Source organism: Micromonospora fiedleri (assembly GCF_016774385.1).
Taxonomy (GTDB): domain Bacteria; phylum Actinomycetota; class Actinomycetes; order Mycobacteriales; family Micromonosporaceae; genus Micromonospora; species Micromonospora gifhornensis.
This window is the reverse complement of sequence record NZ_JAETXL010000005.1, coordinates 493,603-511,645: the sequence shown is the minus strand read 5'-3', so window position 1 is coordinate 511,645 and position 18,043 is coordinate 493,603. Positions and strand designations below refer to the sequence as shown.

Sequence of the window (18,043 nt, the reverse complement as noted above, 5' to 3'; positions counted from 1 at the left end):
TAATCGCTCAAATTCAGTGATTGTTTACCCGGCTTTCGCGCAGACAACGTGAGCGAAACTAGTTAGGCTGCCACCCATGTGTGGAATCGTGGGTTACGCCGGTGCCCGACCGGCGCTCGGCATCGTGCTCGACGGTCTGCGGCGACTGGAGTACCGCGGCTACGACTCGGCCGGCGTCGCCGTCGCCTGCGACGGACAGCTGTTGACCGAGAAGAAGGCCGGCAAGCTGGCCAACCTGGAGAAGGTGCTCTCCGAACGCGCCGCCGAGGACCCGGACGGTTGCGGTGCCAGCCCGCTCGGCATCGGCGACGGCACCACCGGCATCGGCCACACGCGCTGGGCCACCCACGGCGGCCCCACCGACCGCAACGCCCACCCGCACCTGTCGCCGGACGGCCGGGTCGCGGTCATCCACAACGGCATCATCGAGAACTTCGCCAAGCTCCGCACCGAGTTGGAGGACGACGGCGTCACCTTCGCCAGCGACACCGACACCGAGTGCGCGGCGCACCTGCTCGCCAAGGCACTGGCCGAGCTGCGCGCGGCCGGTCAGCCGGACGGGCCGCACCTGCTCTCCGCCGCCATGCAGGTGGTCTGCCAGCGGCTGGAGGGTGCCTTCACGCTGCTCGCCGTGGACGCCGCGATCCCCGGTGCGGTGGTCGGCGCCCGCCGCAACTCACCCCTGGTGGTCGGCCGGGGCGACGGGGAGAACTACCTGGCCAGCGATGTCGCCGCGTTCATCGAACACACCCGCGACGCGGTCGAGCTGGGCCAGGACCAGATCGTCCTGATCACCGCCGACACCATCGAGATCACTGACTTCGCCGGTCAGCCCGCCAGCGGCAAGGACTTCCACATCGACTGGGACTCCTCGGCCGCGGAGAAGGGCGGCTACGACTGGTTCATGCTCAAGGAAATCGAGGAGCAGCCGCAGGCCGTCGCCGACACGCTGCTCGGCCGACTGACCGAGAGCGGCGAGATCATGCTCGACGAGGTGCGCCTCAGCGACCAGGATCTACGCGATGTCGACAAGATCTTCATCGTGGCCTGCGGCACCGCGTACCACTCCGGACTGGTCGCCAAGTACGCCATCGAGCACTGGACCCGGATCCCCTGCGAGGTGGAGCTGGCCAGCGAGTTCCGCTACCGCGACCCGGTGCTCGACCGGTCCACGCTGATCGTGGTGATCTCGCAGTCCGGCGAGACGATGGACACCCTGATGGCGCTGCGGCACGCCAAGGACCAGAAGGCCCGGGTGCTGGCCATCTGCAACACCAACGGCTCCACCATTCCCCGCGAGTCCGACGCGGTGCTCTACACCCACGGCGGGCCGGAGATCGCCGTCGCCTCCACCAAGGCGTTCCTCACCCAGTTGGTCGCCTGCTACCTGATCGGCCTGCACCTGGCCCAGGTGCGCGGCATCAAGTTCGCCGACGAGGTGGCGGCCGTGGTGGAGCAGCTGCACCAGGTGCCGGACAAGCTGCGCGAGCTGCTCGGGCGCATCGAGCCGGTCCGGGAGCTGGCCCGCGAGCTGGCCGACCAACCGACGGTGCTGTTCATCGGCCGGCACGTGGGCTACCCGGTGGCGCTGGAGGGTGCGCTCAAGCTCAAGGAGTTGGCGTACATGCACGCCGAGGGCTTCGCCGCGGGCGAGCTCAAGCACGGCCCGATCGCCCTGATCGACCAGGGCACCCCGGTGATCTGCGTGGTGCCCTCGCCGGTGGGCCGCGGCCTGCTGCACGACAAGATCGTCTCCAACATCCAGGAGGTACGCGCCCGAGGCGCCCGCACCATCGTGATCGCCGAGGAGGGCGACGAGTCGGTGGTGCGTTACGCCGACCATCTGATCTACGTGCCGCGTACGCCGACGCTGCTCGCGCCGCTGCTGACGACCGTGCCGTTGCAGATCTTCGCCGCCGAGATCGCCGCCGCCCGGGGGCACGACGTGGACCAACCGCGCAACCTCGCCAAGTCCGTCACCGTCGAGTAGCCGGTCGCGCCGGGCGGTCACCCCTGACCGCCCGGCCACCGGTTCTGCCGAAGCGCCGTCATTGCTTGGCCGCCGCGCTTCTGCCGGAGCATCGTCACCGCCTGGCCGCCGCTTCTGCCGTTGGGAGCGCCGTCACTGGCCGAGGACGATCCGGGCCATGCCGTCCAGCGCTGGATTGTCCGGATGCCAGTAGCCGCTGTGGCCGTACCGGCCGCTGGGGAAGCTCCGGCCGCCGAAGGAGGGTTCGGCCGGGTCCCGCCCGAACCAGCGTTGGTCGTCGTCGCCGGTCAGCAGCCCGACGATCCCGGCGGCGGGGGAGAGGCTGAGCACCGCGTGCCGGGCCAGCTCGCCCGGCGAGCGGGTCAGCCGGATCACGTCGTCGGGCGCGCGGCTGGCCCACACCTGTCCGGCCGGTACGCCCAGGTCGGTGGCGTGCTGCACGCCGACTCCGGGCGAGCCGACGAAGACCAACGCGTCGGCGGCGAGCCCGTGATCCCGGGCGGCGCCGCCCACCACCAGCGACCCGTAGCTGTGCCCGAGCACTGTCTGCCGGGCGGCCGGCCCGTCGTCGTGGGTGGCCCGCAACCCCTCCTGGAACCGGTGCAGCGCGTCACCGGCCGCGTGGGCCTGCCTGTCCCAGGCCGCCTCGTGCAGGAAATCCGGGGCGTCGTAGTCCAGCCAGAGCACCGCCGAGGTCTCCTGCCCCGGCGCCAGGTCGGCACAGCGGGACAGCACCCGGGCGGCGCGCCCCAGATCATCGGTGGCGTCGTGCAGCCCGGAGGTCGTGCCCGGCACGTGGGTCAGGATGTTGGCGGCCCGATCCGGGTTGCCCAACGCCACCACCGTCCGCCCCTCACCGCCGACGTCCAGTCCGAGCAGGTACGCGCGCGGTGCGTCCGGCGACGCCAGCCGGGACGTCAACGCGTCCAGCCCGCTCAGCGCGGCTTCGACGGCACGTAGCCCGACCATCTCGGCGGGGCCGCGGGGCATCCGGGCCAGCAACTCCTCCCAGCGTCGCACCAGCGCGGCTCGGCGTACCTCCAGCAGCAGTCGGTTGGCCTGGTCGCGGGCGGCGGCCGGAATCCCGTCCAACCCGCCGATCAGCTCCGGCTCGTGCCCGACCAGCCAACGGCGCTGCGCGGGGCTGAGCCCGTTCCACCAGCGGTTGACCTCGGCGGGATCGGAGTGCGGTGCGGGTCGGCCCGCCGGCGGTCGGCTCAGCCAACCCGACTCGGCGTCCGCGGTCAGTTGGTCGAGACGGTCGGCGGCCTCCCGATCCGCCGCCGTGGCCAGGTCGAGGGCGTCGCGCAGCGCCGTCGTCACCGGCGCCACCGTCTGGACGGCCCGGTGGGCCGGCACCCGGCTCGGATCGGGACTGGTCCGACCCCAACGGTCGATCAGCACTCCGGCGCTGGCGGCCAGGGTCACCGCTGCCGCCAGCCGTGCCCGGGCCACGGTCAGCCGGGCGGCGAACTCGGCCAGCACCTGGTCGATCTCGATCGCCACCGGGGCCAGGGCGAGCAACTCGACCCGCAGGTCGGACACCTGCTTCTCGGCTGCGGTCGCGGCCAGACCCGACCACTGCGACCGCAACGCCGCGGCGTCGTTCGCCAACTCGGTGGCCCGTCGTCGGGTCGGGCCGACCAGTCCCGCCCAGGCCGTCCCGGTGGCCCGCCAGCGCGTCGGGTCGGCCGTCGAGAGCTGGGCGTAGCCGACCTGGTCCGGCCGGACCACTCCCGGCCGGGTCACCGGGGCAGGGTGGCCAGCCGGGCCGCCGCCCGACCGTCCACCGACTCGTAGGACCGAGCGGCGGCGCGTACCGCGTCACCGGTCTGGGTGACCCGGGCGCCGAGCCGAGCCGACCAGGAGTGCACGGCCGCCTCCAGGGTGCCCAGCGCAACCCCGGCCGACCAGCCGGGGGTCGGTGCCGTCAACCCCGGTATCCCGGCCAGCCCACTCGCCAGCCGATGGCCCTGCTCACCCAGCGATCGCCCGGTCCGGTCCAGCCGTTCCGGCTGCACGGTCAAGTCCTGCTCGCTCATCGCCTCTCCCACCCCCGTAGCGCCGACGGGCAGGACGCTAGGCGGTGCCGGGCGGCACGACGGTGCCCTGTGGACAACCACTGTGGGGCGTACCGTCGGGTTGTCCACAGGCGTTGCCCGGTCGGCGACGGAGGGCTATCTTGCGACCCTCGCGCCGGTAGGGTGGGCCGGGTGAGATCAGTCTGGCGGGTCGCGGACGTACGGGCGGCGGAGGCGGCACTGATGGCCGAACTTCCGCCGGGCACGCTGATGCAGCGCGCCGCCGCCGGGCTGGCGCGCCGCTGCGCGCTGCTGCTCGCCGAGCGGGGCGGGGTGTACGCCGCACCGGTGCTGCTGCTCGTCGGCTCCGGCGACAACGGCGGCGACACCCTCTACGCCGGGGCACGCCTGGCCCAGCGGGGTGCGGCGGTGTCGGCGTTGCTGCTCACCCCGGAACGCGCGCACGCCGACGGGCTGGCCGCCCTGCGCGCCGCCGGTGGACGGGTCGTGGCGCATCCCCCGGCCGTGGTCGACCTGGTGCTCGACGGCATCGTGGGCATCGGCGGGCACGGCGGGCTGCGGGAGACCGCCGAGCAGTTGGCGGCGAGCCTGCTGGACCACGCCGGGCGCGACGGTGCCCGGGCGACGGTGGTGGCGGTGGACGTGCCCAGCGGGGTGGCGGTGGACACCGGCGACGTCCCGCTGACCGCCTCCGGCCGACCCAACGCGGTACGCGCCGACGTCACGGTCGCCTTCGGCGCGCTGAAGCCGGCCCTGGTGGTCGGCCCGGCCGCCGCGCTGGCCGGGCAGGTGGAGCTGGTCGACATCGGGCTCACCCCGTGGCTGCGCGGCACCCCGGCGCTGCACGTGGTGGAGTGGTCGGACGTGGCGCAGTGGTGGCCCCGCCTCGGTGCCGCGTCGGAGAAGTACACCCGGGGCGTGGTCGGGGTGGCCACCGGTTCGGCGACGTACCCGGGCGCCGCGATGCTCTCCGTCGGTGGGGCGCTGGCCGGGCCGACCGGCCTGGTCCGCTACGCCGGTGGCGCCCGCGACGACGTGGTACGCGAGCACCCGTCGGTGATCGCGACCGGCCGGGTGGCCGACGCCGGACGAGTGCAGGCCTGGGTGTGCGGGTCGGGGTTGGGCACCGACGAGCGGGCGACGACTGAACTGCGTACGGTGCTGGCCGCCCCGGTGCCCGCGGTGCTGGACGCGGACGCGCTGACCCTGCTCGTCGACGGGTCCCTCGCCGACCAGTTGCGCCGACGTGACGCCCCGATCGTGGTCACGCCGCACGACCGGGAGTTCACCCGACTCTGCGGCGAGACGCCTGGCACCGACCGGGTGGCCGCCACGCTCCGGCTGGCCGCCTGGATGAACGCCGTGGTGCTGCTCAAGGGCGACCGTACGGTGATCGGCACGCCGGACGGCCGGGCGTACGTCAACCCGACCGGCACCCCCGCGCTGGCCACCGGCGGGACCGGGGACGTGCTGGCCGGGCTGCTCGGCTCGCTGCTCGCGGCCGGGCTGCCGGCGGAGCGGGCCGCCGCCGCGGCGGCGTACCTGCATGGCCTGGCCGGTCGGGAGGCGGCCCGGTCCGGTCCGGTCACCGCGCCCGACGTGGCCGCGGCGCTGCGGCCGGTGCTCGCCCGGCTGCCCTGACGGCCCTCCGACCCCGCCCACCGGGGCAGTCGACCGGCCGGACCTGGCCGGGTCGCCCTGCGGTGATCAGCGCGGAAAGTAGGGTGGAGGCATGTGGCAGGCTGAGGTGCGCGTGGATCTCGACGCGATCCGGGAGAACGTCGACCGGATGCGCGCCGGCACCAGCGCCGAGCTGATGGCGGTGGTGAAGGCCGACGGCTACGGCCACGGCATGGTCCCGGCCGCCCGCGCCGCGCTCGACGCCGGGGCGACCTGGCTCGGTGTCTGCACCCTGGACGAGGCGTTGGCGCTGCGCGCGGCCGGCATCGACGCCCCGGTGCTCGCCTGGCTGCTCGCGCCGGGACTGCCGCTGCACACCGGTGTCGCGGCCGACGTGGACCTGGGCGTGGCGAGCCTGCCGCAGCTGGACGAGGCGGGCGAGGCGAGCCGCCGGGCGCAACGGCCCGCCCGCATCCACCTCAAGATCGACACCGGGTTGTCCCGGAACGGGGCGACGGTCGCCGACTGGCCGGCCCTGCTCGACGCCGCGGCCAAGGCGCAGGCCGACGGCCTGGTCGAGGTGGTCGGGGTGTGGAGCCATTTCGTGTACGCGGACATGCCCGGTCATCCGACCACGGACCGGCAGTTGGCCGTCTTCCACGAGGGTCTGGCCATGGTCGAGCGGGCCGGGCTGCGCCCCCGTTACCGGCACCTGGCCAACTCCGCCGCCACCCTGACCCGACCCGACACCCACTTCGACCTGGTCCGCCCGGGGCTGGCCGTCTACGGCCTCTCCCCGGTGGCCGGCGAGACCCACGGGCTGCGGCCGGCGATGACCGCCCGCGCCCGGGTGATGTTGACCAAGCGGGTCCCGGCCGGCACCGGCGTCTCGTACGGCCACACGTACACCACCGAGCGCGACGCGAACCTGGCCGTGGTGCCGCTCGGGTACGCCGACGGGGTGCCCCGGCACGCCTCGAACACCGGCCCGGTGCAGCTCGGCGGACGCCGCCGGACCATCTCCGGGCGGGTCTGCATGGACCAGTTCGTCCTCGACTGCGGCGACGACCCGGTGGCCGCCGGTGACGTGGCGACCCTGTTCGGCAGCGGTGCCGACGGTGAGCCCACCGCCGACGACTGGGCCGAGGCGGTCGGCACGATCAACTACGAGATCGTCACCCGCTTCGGCAGCACCCGCGTCCCTCGCGTGTACGACGGCACCGATTCATGAGTCGGCACCTGATTCCTCGGCCGCGTACGGCGGCGGGGCGGGCCGCCGGTCTGGTGGGTGCGGCGCTCGGGGTGGCCGCCGCGGTGACCGCCGCCGGGGTCGCCACCGAACGGGCCCTGGTCCGCCGGTTGAAGGCGGACCCGACCGATCCGTACGCCGGTGAGGTCTTCGGTCAGCAGCGGTACGACGAGGCGTACCGGCTGGAGATGCCGGACGGCACCGACATCCACGTCGAGGTGGTCGAGCCGACCCGTCCCGTCGAGGGCAACCCGACGGTGGTGCTGGTGCACGGTTTCTGCCTGGACATGGGCACCTTCCACTTCCAGCGCAAACTGCTCGCCGAGCGGGGCGAGCACCGGGTTGTCGCGTACGACCAGCCCGGTCACGGCCGTTCCGGTCGGCTGGAGACCGGCGAGTACGACCTCGACGCGCTCGGCCACACGCTGCGCCGGGTCATCGACGAGGTGGCGGCCGAGGGGCCGTTGGTGCTGGTCGGCCACTCGATGGGCGGCATGACCATCATGGCGCTCGCCGAGTTGTATCCGGAGATGTTCGACGACCGGGTGGTGGGCACCGTGCTGATGGCCACCTCGGGCGGGTTGCTGGCGGAGACGAAGCTGGTCGCCCCGGCCCTGCTCGGGCGGGTGGGCAGCCCGGTGCTCTACATGGCCGGCAACGTCACCCGCTACACCGGGCCGGTGATCGACCGGGCCCGCAAGTCGACCACCAACGTGGCCTGGCTGCTCACCCGCAAGTACGGCTTCGGCACCCGCAACCCGAGCCCGGCGCTGGTGTCGTACGTCGAGCAGATGAACTCGCGTACCTCGGCCGACACGGTGACCCGTTACCTGCGGACCATCGCCACCCACTCGCGGTTCCCGGCGCTTGTGGCGTTGGAGGGCACGCCGGTGCTGGTGATCGTCGGGGACAAGGACATGATCACTCCGGTGACCCATTCCGAGGAGATCGTCCGGCGGTTGCCGCACGCCGAGTTCGTCAAGATCAACGACAGTGGGCACGTGGTGATGCTGGAGCACGCCGACGAGGTGAACGAGGCCCTGCTGGCGTTCCTCGGCACCTGCGGGCGGTAGTGACCGGGGTGCGGAGCGGCTGAGGGCCCTGGGCCGAGGGTCGTCGTACCCTCTGCCTACAGTGCCGGGGACCGACCTCGCCACTGAAAGGCCGCTGATGCCCGACGACGTTGTCACCCTGGACCTGCCGGCACTGCTACCGAGCGAGTGGCGGGAGGTGCTCGCCCCGCACCTCGACCCGGCCCGCACGGCCGCGTTGGGCGAGTTCGTCGCCCGGGAGTACGCCACCGGCACGGTCTTCCCGCCGGTCGAGGACCTCTTCTCGGCCTACCGGCTCTGCGCTCCGTCGGCCTGCCGGGTGCTCATCCTCGGCCAGGACCCCTACCACCGTGTCGGTCAGGCGCACGGGCTCAGCTTCAGCGTGCGCGAGGGCGTGTCCGTGCCGCCGTCGCTGCGCAACGTCTTCAAGGAGTTGGGCGAGGACCTGGGCGTGCCCAAGCCGCCCAGCGGCAACCTCGACGGCTGGGCGGCGCAGGGTGTGCTGCTGCTCAACTCGGTGCTGACCGTGCGCCAGGGCGCACCGGGCTCGCACGCCAACCAGGGCTGGGAGGAGTTCACCGACGCCACCATCCGGGCGCTCGACGCGATGGAGTCCCGGGTGGTCTTCCTGCTCTGGGGCGGCTACGCGCGCAAGAAGGCGGCGCTGGTCGGCAACCCGCAGCACGTGGTGCTGGAGGCGGGGCACCCGAGCCCGATGAACCCGCGCGGCTTCCTCGGCAGCCGGCCGTTCAGCGCGGCGAACAAGGCGCTCGCCGACGCCGGCCTGCCCACCATCGACTGGGAGCGTACGGCGGGCTGAGCGTGCAGAGCGGTTGCACGTTCGTTCCTGCCGATGCCGGCGGAGTGGTTGATGCGTTGACAGTCCTTATCCGGACAGTCGACCATGCAACTAGTTGGTGACTGTCGATCCCTGCGACTCGTCGCCGACCTGCCACCACCCGCATCAAGGAGGACTGCATGCGCCCGTCGAAGTCTGTCCGGACCGCCCTGCTCGCCACCATCAGCGCCGCCGCGATCGCGGTGACCGGAGCCCCTGCGGCTGCGGCCGAATCCCGCAGCTGCACCTACGTCGACGGCACCCTGTGCCTGCACGAGTCCAAGTGGTTCAACGGCGCCACGGTCGAGTACCCGGCACCCTTCGGCACTGACTGCGTGAACAGCTCGATGGGCTTCCTGGGCTGGCTGAACCTCACCGACTACTCGCTGCGGGTCTACGAGGGCGTCAACTGCACCGGAATCAGCTACTACGTGCCGAGCGGTGACCTGCACAACGTGCAGGCCCCGCTGAGCAGCTTCAAGGTCGTCTGACCTCGGCGCGCCCACGACCGACGGCGCCGTGTTCGATGACGAACACGGCGCCGTCGGTCGTGACGGACCTACCTACCGGCCGGCCAGCGCCTCGGTCGCCGGGAGCCAGGTGCTCTCGTCGAGCACCTCGATCGACTCCGCGATCCTGGTCATCTCCGCGGCGGAGAGTTCACCGGTGCTCGCCACCTGCACCTTGACAACAAAGCGCTCGCCGACGCCGGCCTGCCCACAATCGACTGGGAGCGGTCGGCCGGCTGAGCCGTGTGCTCGTCCCTCCATGCTGCCGGCACGTACCAGGTGGTGGCGTCCGCCTGGTTGGTCGGTGGAGCCGGTCGGACGACATTCCTTGACTGGCGTCGATATTTGGATAACGATATCGAAGATATAGATGCTGGCTAACGCCCTTCAGCCTGGAGGTCAGTGGCGACGCAAAGTAGCAGCGGAGTACCCACACAACCGACAGTCCGGAAATTTCGTACAACCAAGGCGCAGCATCGACGCGCGGTGACCGTCCCTCGACCACACACACCCCGTCGATTACGCCACGCCGCCTCTCTCAAGGAGAAGCACGCCACCATGAACGAAGTCCCCACCCACCGCAAGAGTCGCCGACGCGGCCGCATCAGGATGCTGGCTGCCGCCGCCTTCGCCGCAGTGTTGGCCACCACCGGCACCATCGCGATCTCGGCCAGCCCCGCCCACGCCGAGGCCGACCGGCAGGTCTGCTCGAACACGGAAGGCACCCACAACGGGTTCTTCTTCTCGTTCTGGAAGGACAGCGGCGACGCCTGCATGGTGTTGCGCGAGAACGGCCGCTACTCCAGCTCGTGGAGCAGGAGCACCAACAACTGGGTCGGCGGCAAGGGCTGGAACCCCGGAACCCGCCGCACGATCACCTACTCGGGCAGCTACAACCCGGGCAACAACAACAGCTATCTCGCCCTGTACGGCTGGACCCGTAACCCGCTGGTCGAGTACTACATCGTCGAGAACTTCGGCAGCTACAACCCGAGCAGCGGCGCCACCCGGCTCGGCAGCATCACCACCGACGGCGGCACCTACGACATCCTGCGCAGCCAGCGGGTCAACCAGCCCTCGATCGACGGCACCGCGACGTTCTACCAGTACTGGAGCGTCCGGCAGCAGAAGCGCAGCAGCGGCACCATCACCACCGCCAACCACTTCGATGCCTGGGCCCGCGTTGGCCTGAACCTGGGCAACCACTACTACCAGATCATGGCCACCGAGGGTTACCAGAGCCAGGGAAGCTCGGACATCACCGTCTCGGAAGGCGGCACCCCCGGCCCCGGCCCGACCAACCCGACCACCCCGCCGCCCAGTGGCGGTAGCGGCCAGATGATCGTCGGTCAGCAGTCCGGCCGGTGTCTGGACGTGCCGAACTCGAGCACCAGCAACGGCACCCAGATCCAGTTGTATGACTGCTGGGGTGGCTCGAACCAGCGGTTCACCCACACCTCGAGCCGGCAGCTGACGGTGAACGGCAAGTGCCTGGATGCCGCGAATCAGGGCACCAGCAACGGTACGCGGGTGACCATCTACGACTGCCACGGCGGCGCGAACCAGCAGTGGAACATCAACTCCAACGGCACGATCACCGGAGTGCAGTCAGGGTTGTGCCTCGACGCCGGTGGCAGCGGTAACGGGGCGCTTATCCAGCTGTACAGCTGCTGGGGTGGAGCAAACCAGCAGTGGAGCCGCCGCAACTGATCCGTCGCAACCGATCCATCACTACGGGGCCAGGCGCTGACGTGCCTGGCCCCGTTCCTCTTTGAGAACCACAGCAATATTGAATATTGATTGCTCTGTGCAATCACAGCGCCGGTACCTGGTGCGACTGACGCCGTTCAATGTCCTGACCGCCCACCGTCATGGGTGCGGTGCGCGCGAGCGCTACGGCGATGGCGGGCGGGCGTCCAAGGGCCGGAGGCGATGCGGCTAGGCTGGGCCATTGTGCTCGTACTGGTGGTGGACAGCCCGACCCCGGCGGTGACGGCGGCGCTCGTCGAGGCCACCGTGAGAGGCGGTACGCCCCGGGCGGTCGCCGCAGCCAGGCCGGCCCGGCCGTGAGCGCGGTGCGGCTCGACCGGTTCCGCTGGTGGCACATAGACGAGGTGCTGACCATCGAGGCGGACCTCTTCGGCGCCGAGCAGTGGTCCGCCGCGATGTTCTGGAACGAACTGGCCAACGGGCACCACTACCGGATCGCGACCGACGACGACGGTACGGTGCTCGGCTACGCCGGACTGGCCGTCGCACCCCCCGACGAGGCGTGGGTGCAGAACATCGCGGTACGCCGGGACGCGCAGCGACGGGGGATCGGGCGGCTGCTGCTGGAGGAGCTGCTCGCCGAGGCGGCGCGGCGCGACCTGCGTGCCGTGCTGCTGGAGGTCGCGGCGGACAACGCCCCGGCCCAGCGGCTCTACGCCGGATACGGGTTCGAACCGATCGGCGTACGTCGTGGCTACTACCAACCGAGCAACACCGACGCGCTGGTGATGCGGCGCATCGAGGACTGAGACCGCCATGGCTGACGGCCATGCCGATGACCAGGGTCAGCGGCTGAGGGAGGACGGCGACGTGATCGTACGGATGTGGGAGGCGCGGGCCGAGCCGTACGGGCTCGCCGAGCTGATCACCTGGGTCTGCGACACGGCCCTACCCGAGTTCGAGCACGATCCGCTGCACGTGTCCAGCGAGGTCTTCTCCTCCACGGATCACCGGGTCGTGGTGATCTCCAAGTGGCGCAGCAACCCGCGCCCGCTGCCCGAACCACCGGTGATGCTGCTCGCCCGGCCACCACACTCCTGGGACTTCACCCAGGTCGACCGCTGACGCCGACAGGCGGTGGGCTGGGTTCAACCCCGGCCCGGTGCGGGCTCAGCGGATGGTCACCGTGGTGGTGGCGGTGGACCGGTCGATCTCGCTGGTCCGGGCGGCGATGCGCAGCGTCCAGTCACCGGCCACCGGGAAGTGGATCTCAGCGCTGCCGTGGTGCGGTTCCAGCGCGAAGACCTCGACGGTGATCGGTTCGATGCCGGCCTCCGGCAGGGCCGCGGTGATGGTCCACTCGGCGACCGGCAACTCCCGCGCCTGCGGCGTGTAGACGTAGGCGTGCAGGCTGTTCGTGGTGCCGGCGGCGGCCGGGTAGATGTCGAACTGGAGCGTGAACAGGTCGGTGGTCAGCGACTGCGCGACGCCCTCGCGGGTGACCCCGGCCGCTGCCGTGCCGGCCGTACGGCCCGGCGGGGTCTGCACCAGTAACGCGGTCAGCGCCAGGACCACCGCGGTCACCGCGAGTTCGACGCCGGCCGCCCGGGCGACCCGTCGGGGCTGGGCTGCGGCGGCCCGTCGGCGGATCAGTCGCCGCTGTCCGGCGGCCACCGCCAGCACCACGGCCAGCAGCGCGGCCTTGGCACCGAGCAGCCGCCCGTACGCGGTTTCCAGCAGCGCCGACGGTCGGCCGAGTTCGATGGCGGCCTGGATCAGCCCGGCGGTCACCAGCCAGGCCACGGCCACCGTGGCCCACCGCGACCAGGCCGGCAGGATCCGGGCGAGGACCCGCTCGTGGGTGCCCCGCAGCAGGAACACGGTCAGCGCGAGCAGGCCGCCCAGCCACACGGTGATCCCGGCGACGTGCACGGTGGTGAGCACGATGCTCACCGCAGGGACCGGTGCGGCGACCGGATGCCCGGCCAGCGGCCAGGTGGCCAGCCCGGCCACCCCGACCACCGCGAGCGCCCCGGTGCGACCGCGTCCGGCGGTGCCCCGGGTGACCGCCGGCAGCAGCGCCGCGGCGAGGCCGACAAGCGCCAGGCGTACGGCCAGCACCAGCCCGATGTCGCTGTCCGCGACCGTGCGCAGGTCGGCCAGGGACAGCCGCCCGACCGGTGCGCCGACCACCTGCGCGGCCTGCCCGATCCAGGTGCCCACGGTGGCGGCGGTGACCAGACCGAGCCCGACCAGCGCCATCACCGTGGCACCTCGCCGGGACCGTCGGTGGGGCCACATCGACGCGGTGAGCAGCGGCGGGCCGACGGCCAGCAGCAGGCCCAGGTAGCCGACGTACTTGGCCACCGGCACCAGGATTCCGGCCGGTGACTCGGCTCCGGCGTCGGCCGGCAGCGGTGGGGTGGCCGACGGGGCTCCGGCGGCGAAGGTAAAGCTGCCGGAGATCGGGTGGCTGTCCGCCGAGACGACCCGGTAGCTGACCAGGTAGGTGCCGAGTGGCCGGTCCGCCGCCCGCAGCGCGATGCGCATGGTCCGGTCGCGGACCTCCGGGTCACCGACGTTGATCCGCTTGCCGTCGGGGGAGAGCACCTGCACCCGGCCGGGCACGACGGCGACCGGCTCGCTGAAGGTCACCAGCACCTCGCGCGGGGCGTAGCCCAGCACCTCGTCACGCTGCGGCGTGGTGGCGACCACCACGGCGTGCGCCGCCGCCGGGCCGGGCGCCCCCAGGACCGCGCCCAGGGTGGCGCAGAAGGTGGCCAGGACCAGCCCGAGCAGGACCCCGGCCCGGGTACGGGTGGGCATCGCGCGGGATCAGTTGCGGCGCAGCAGGCGGTAGCTGAGGAAGCCGCCGGTGCCGATGGCACCGAGGAAGACCACCCAGATCACCGTGTTGCTGATGCCGATCTGCGGGCCGGTGTTGGCTGACGCGGCGGCGATCAGACCGTCGTTGCCCGGCGCGGGCAGGGCGGCCGGCGGCAGTTCGGCGTACCGGACCAGACCGGTGCTCTCCAGCATCAGCATGTGGTCGCCGACGAACTTGTTCGTGGCGTTGGCCAGGTCCCGGATGACGTCGTTGCGGGTGCTGGCCCGCACCGCGCTGACCACCGGGAAGATCTTGCCGTGGGCGACCCGGAGGCGGGTGACGAAGATCTGGTCGAAGCGGGCCCCGGTGGCGTCCTTCATCTCGGTCAGCCACTGCTGCTGTTCGGCGGTCGGCTGGTTGGGGATGGTCGCGCCGAGCTTGTTGGCGGCCTCCACGGTCAGCCGGTCCAGTTCCTCGTGCTGACGGGCGATTTCGGCGCCGATCTCCCGGACCACCCGGGACTGGCCCTTCTCGGCGGCCATCTGCCCGGCCGGCATCTCCCAGAGCCCGGCCAGCCGTACGCCGTCGAGCAGGGCCTGATCGGCGGCGGCGAGTTGCTGACCTGCGGGCGCGGCCAACGCCATCCCGGGCAGCACGACGAGGGCCGCGGCGATCGTGGTGAGCAGCACCGCCAACCGAGGGGACCGATTGCCCTGCCGGCGACGAGCGGAATCCAGCGATGCCATGTCTGCGGTGCCTCCTCGGTCGAGAACCGATCATCTGCCCGACGGGCGTCCGCACGCCGTTGGCCGCCCGTCCGCACACTGGTACGGATCGACCGGCCGATCAGTTCATCGCTCGCGAATCCACCTCACGGCGGTGCGTGCGGACAGCTCAACCGACGTCGAGAGGGTCCGCGAGGAGCCGGTCGAAGGCCAGTTCGGCGGCGCCGATCAGCGGGGCGTCCGCGCCGAGCATGGGGGTGCGCAGGCGTACGTGCTCCAGGCAGGCGGGCAGCCCGTTGGAGTTGAGCCGGCTGCGTACCTGGGCGGCGGCGGCCAGGTACAGATCACGCATCGTGCCACCGAAGATGACCATCTCCGGGTTGAAGATGTTGACCAGGTTGGCCACGCCGAAGCCCAGCCAGTCGCCGGCCTGGCGTACCGCCGTCTGGGCCCGGGCGTCGCCCCGGTCGGCGGCGTCGAAGACCGCCAGCAGCGCGTCGCGGCCCCGGGCGTCGGAGCGCCCGGCGGCGCGCAGCAGGCCGTGCTCGCCGATCTCGGTCTCCCAGCAGCCCCGGTTGCCGCACTCGCAGCGGGCCCCGTCGCGGGACACCACCATGTGACCGACCTCGCCGCTGTAGCCGCCGTGCCCGGTCAGCCGCCGACCCCCGGCGATGATCCCGGCGCCGACACCCACGTCCCCGTAGAGGTAGATGACGTTGTCGCAGCCGGCGGCGGTGCCCCGGGCGTGCTCGGCGAAGGCTGCCACGTCCGCCACGTTCCCGACGGTGACGGGTACCTCGACGCCGAGTTCGGCGCTGACCGCCGCCCCGATCGGCTCGTCCACCCAGCCGGTGGCTGGCCCGAGCCGGACCAGGCCGTCGTCGCGGCGCACCATGCCGCAGACCGCGATGCCGGCACCGACGCAGACGGCATCCTTCGGCAGCGCCTGCCGCATCTCCTTGACCGCCCCGGCCAGCAGCGGCGCGGCCTCCGCGGCGGAGAGGCCGCGCGGCCGGTCCAGCTCCCGGCGGTCGAGCACCGCGCCGCCGAGACCGACCCGCGCGGCCCGCAGCCGATCCACCTCGATGCTGTACGCGTACGCGAAGATCCGGTCCGACTCGGGCCGGACGACAAGCGACGGTCGTCCGGCCCGGCCGGTTTCCTTCGGCGCCCCCTCGGTCACCAGGCCGGCCGCGGCGAGGTCGGCGGTGAGCGCGCCGATGGTGCTCCGGTTCAACCCGAGCGCGTTCGTCAACTCGGCGCGGGTCGTCGCCCCGTGCAGGTGCACGTAACGCAGCAGCGCGCCGAGATTCTGCCGGCGGATCTCGTCCTGGCTGGGTCCTACGCGCATCGGGTGGTTACTACTTTCGGTGGTGCGTTCAGCGGTTTCCGGTGGCCGAAGCTCGTCGTCGGGACAGCGCGTCGACACTGGCCGCGAGCAACAGCACGACGCCGGTGACCACGTACTTGACGCCGGAGCTGTAGCCCATCAGACCCATCCCATTGTCGATCACGGCCACGACGGCGCCACCGAGGACCGCGTCCAGGATGCGTCCCTTGCCGCCGAAGAGGCTGGTGCCACCGATCACCGCCGCGCCCACGGCGTACAGCAGCACGTTGCTGCCGCCGGTGTTCGGGTCCACGGAGTTGGCCCGGCTGGCCGCCACGATCCCGCCGACCGCGGCCATCGTCGAGCAGATCATGAAAGCCGAGATGCGGATGCGGTCGACGTTGATGCCGGCCCGGCGGGCGGCCTCCCGGTTGCCGCCGACCGCGTAGATGTGCCGGCCGTAGCTGGTGCGCTGGAGCACGAAAGTCAGGACCACCAGCAGTACGGCGACGATCGGCACCACGATCGGCACACCCTTGAGCGAGGTGATCAGTGTGTTGAGGCTGCGCTCCAGGTTGAGCACGTAGACGGCGAGGCCCAGGACGAGCGCCAGGGCGGCGATGCGACCCAGCACCACCGCGAACGGATCGTTGATCAGGTTTCGCGCGGCACGGCTGCGGTAGCGGAGCAGTTGCACCACGGCGAATCCCGCGACCGCGATCGCGGCGAGCGTCCAGCCGAGCGCGACCGGCATGTTGCGGTTGACGATCGCCACCACCACCGGCTCGCGGACCGAGATGTTGCGGCCCTCCTTCATCAGCAGCAGCACCACGCCCTGGAAGGCGAGGAAGCCGGCGAGGGTGACCACGAACGAGGGGATGCCCACCTTGGCGACCAGGAAGCCGAGCGTGGTGCCGATGACCATGCCGGTGAGCAGGGCGGCGAGCACCGCGACGTACCAGGGGTAGCCCAGGACGGTGACCAGGTTGGCCAGCACCGCCGCGCAGACGCCGCTGGCGAAACCGGCCGACAGGTCGATCTCGCCGAGCAGCAGGACGAAGACCAGACCCATCGCGATCAGGGTCACCGCCGCGCCCTGGGTGAACAGGTTGGCGAAGTTGCCGGCGGTGAGGAACGACGGCCGCATGATCGAGAAGATGGTGCAGAGGACGAGCAGACCGGCGACGGCGGGCAGGGCACCGATGTCTCCGCCGCGTACCCGCTGCCAGTAGTCGCGGACGTGGCTGCCGACGGTGGGTGCCGGTGCGACGGCGGCGGGGCCCTCCTTCGTGACGGCGGTGATGCTCATGAGACGCCTCCTGCGGTGCTGTCGGCCGGCGCCGCGCCGTTGCCGTTGACGCCCGGGTCGACGGCGAGTCCGAGCTCGCCGGAGCGGCCGGCGGTGATCAGCTCGACCACCTGGGCGTGGGTGATCTCTGTCGTCTTCACCTGGGCGACCATCTGGCCGAGGTAGAGCGCGGCGATGCGGTCGGAGACGGCGAAGACGTCGTTCATGTTGTGCGAGATGAGGACGACGGCCAGGCCGTTGTCGGCCAACCGTCGAACGAGTTCGAGGACCTGGGCGGTCTGCGCGACGCCGAGCGCGGCGGTCGGCTCGTCCAGGATCACCAGCTTGCTGTTCCAGAGCACCGCCTTGGCGATCGCCACGGTCTGGCGCTGCCCACCGGAGAGGCTGGAGACGTGCTGGCGCAGGGACTTGACGGTGCGTACGGAGAGCCCGGCCAGGGTCTCCGCGGCCATCTGTTCCATCGTCGGCTCGTCCAGGACGAGGCCGTTGCGCTTCTCCCGCCCGAGGAACATGTTCTGCACGATGTCGAGGTTGTCGCAGAGCGCGAGATCCTGGTAGACGACCTCGATGCCGAGCGAGGCGGCGTCGCGCGGACTGTTGATGGTCACCGGTCGGCCGTCGAAGACGAACTCGCCGGCGTCGACGGGGTAGATGCCGCTGATGCACTTGACCAGGGTCGACTTGCCGGCGCCGTTGTCACCGACGAGGGCGGTGACCTCGCCCGGGTAGGCGGCGAAGGCGACGTCGCGCAGCACCTGGACGGGACCGAAACTCTTGTCGATCCCGCGTAGCTCCAGCAGTGGGTTCGCGGACACGGGGTTCTCCTTATTCCACGGAGGGAG

16 protein-coding genes are annotated in these 18,043 nt (G+C 71.7%); 9 read left to right on the top strand and 7 right to left on the bottom strand.

Features of this window, described 5'->3' with window-relative positions; all coding sequences use genetic code 11:
- Positions 1–76 precede the first annotated feature (76 nt).
- Positions 77–1,990, top strand: a complete 1,914-nt coding sequence (gene glmS / locus JMF97_RS16440) for a glutamine--fructose-6-phosphate transaminase (isomerizing) (RefSeq protein WP_203222355.1) — start codon at positions 77–79, stop codon at positions 1,988–1,990.
- Positions 1,991–2,122: 132 nt separating this feature from the next.
- Here the strand turns inward: glmS and JMF97_RS32035 are convergent, their stop codons facing one another.
- A complete protein-coding gene (locus JMF97_RS32035) occupies positions 2,123–3,739 on the bottom strand; it encodes an alpha/beta hydrolase (RefSeq protein ID WP_203222354.1) in 1,617 nt (538 codons plus the stop codon).
- Positions 3,736–4,032, bottom strand: coding sequence for a hypothetical protein (locus tag JMF97_RS16430; protein WP_203222353.1), 297 nt, complete (start codon positions 4,030–4,032; stop codon positions 3,736–3,738). Before JMF97_RS16430 ends, JMF97_RS32035 begins: the two co-directional genes overlap by 4 nt.
- A 171-nt stretch (positions 4,033–4,203) precedes the next feature.
- On the opposite strand from JMF97_RS16430, the gene JMF97_RS16425 reads away from it, so the two are divergent.
- From JMF97_RS16425 to JMF97_RS16385, 8 genes are all read left to right on the top strand, one after another.
- Entirely contained in the window at positions 4,204–5,673 is a 1,470-nt protein-coding gene (locus JMF97_RS16425) for an NAD(P)H-hydrate dehydratase (protein ID WP_203222352.1), read from the top strand.
- A 91-nt stretch (positions 5,674–5,764) separates the two neighbouring features.
- Entirely contained in the window at positions 5,765–6,883 is a 1,119-nt protein-coding gene (alr, locus tag JMF97_RS16420) for an alanine racemase (protein ID WP_203222351.1), read from the top strand.
- Positions 6,880–7,974: an alpha/beta fold hydrolase gene (locus tag JMF97_RS16415; protein ID WP_203222350.1), complete on the top strand. Its 1,095-nt coding sequence runs from the start codon at positions 6,880–6,882 to the stop codon at positions 7,972–7,974. The genes alr and JMF97_RS16415 overlap by 4 nt, the downstream gene beginning before the upstream one ends.
- Before the next feature lie 97 nt (positions 7,975–8,071).
- On the top strand, positions 8,072–8,773 hold the full coding sequence (gene ung, locus JMF97_RS16410) for a uracil-DNA glycosylase (RefSeq protein ID WP_203222349.1): 702 nt from the start codon (positions 8,072–8,074) through the stop codon (positions 8,771–8,773).
- Positions 8,774–8,931: 158 nt separating this feature from the next.
- Complete coding sequence (locus tag JMF97_RS16405) at positions 8,932–9,282, top strand: hypothetical protein (protein WP_203222348.1); 351 nt, start codon at positions 8,932–8,934, stop codon at positions 9,280–9,282.
- Between the two features lie 576 nt (positions 9,283–9,858).
- On the top strand, positions 9,859–11,010 hold the full coding sequence (locus tag JMF97_RS16400; RefSeq protein WP_203222347.1) for a glycoside hydrolase family 11 protein: 1,152 nt from the start codon (positions 9,859–9,861) through the stop codon (positions 11,008–11,010).
- A 356-nt stretch (positions 11,011–11,366) separates the two neighbouring features.
- On the top strand, positions 11,367–11,819 hold the full coding sequence (gene rimI, locus JMF97_RS16390) for a ribosomal protein S18-alanine N-acetyltransferase (protein ID WP_203222346.1): 453 nt from the start codon (positions 11,367–11,369) through the stop codon (positions 11,817–11,819).
- Positions 11,820–11,880: 61 nt separating this feature from the next.
- Complete coding sequence (locus JMF97_RS16385) at positions 11,881–12,135, top strand: hypothetical protein (protein WP_043725801.1); 255 nt, start codon at positions 11,881–11,883, stop codon at positions 12,133–12,135.
- 45 nt (positions 12,136–12,180) lie between these two features.
- On the opposite strand, the gene JMF97_RS16380 is transcribed toward JMF97_RS16385, so the two are convergent.
- From JMF97_RS16380 to JMF97_RS16360, 5 genes are all read right to left on the bottom strand, one after another.
- Positions 12,181–13,836, bottom strand: a complete 1,656-nt coding sequence (locus JMF97_RS16380) for a copper resistance CopC/CopD family protein (RefSeq protein ID WP_203222345.1) — start codon at positions 13,834–13,836, stop codon at positions 12,181–12,183.
- A gap of 9 nt (positions 13,837–13,845) precedes the next feature.
- Positions 13,846–14,583 carry a DUF4142 domain-containing protein gene (locus JMF97_RS16375; protein WP_043721931.1) on the bottom strand — a complete coding sequence of 246 codons (738 nt, stop codon included), beginning with the start codon at positions 14,581–14,583 and terminating at the stop codon, positions 13,846–13,848.
- Positions 14,584–14,731: 148 nt separating this feature from the next.
- Positions 14,732–15,913, bottom strand: a complete 1,182-nt coding sequence (locus tag JMF97_RS16370; RefSeq protein WP_203222344.1) for an ROK family transcriptional regulator — start codon at positions 15,911–15,913, stop codon at positions 14,732–14,734.
- Positions 15,914–15,941: 28 nt separating this feature from the next.
- Entirely contained in the window at positions 15,942–17,201 is a 1,260-nt protein-coding gene (locus JMF97_RS16365; protein ID WP_203222343.1) for a sugar ABC transporter permease, read from the bottom strand.
- Positions 17,198–18,016, bottom strand: coding sequence for an ATP-binding cassette domain-containing protein (locus JMF97_RS16360; protein ID WP_203222342.1), 819 nt, complete (start codon positions 18,014–18,016; stop codon positions 17,198–17,200). The genes JMF97_RS16365 and JMF97_RS16360 overlap by 4 nt, the downstream gene beginning before the upstream one ends.
- Between the last annotated feature and the right edge of the window lie 27 nt (positions 18,017–18,043).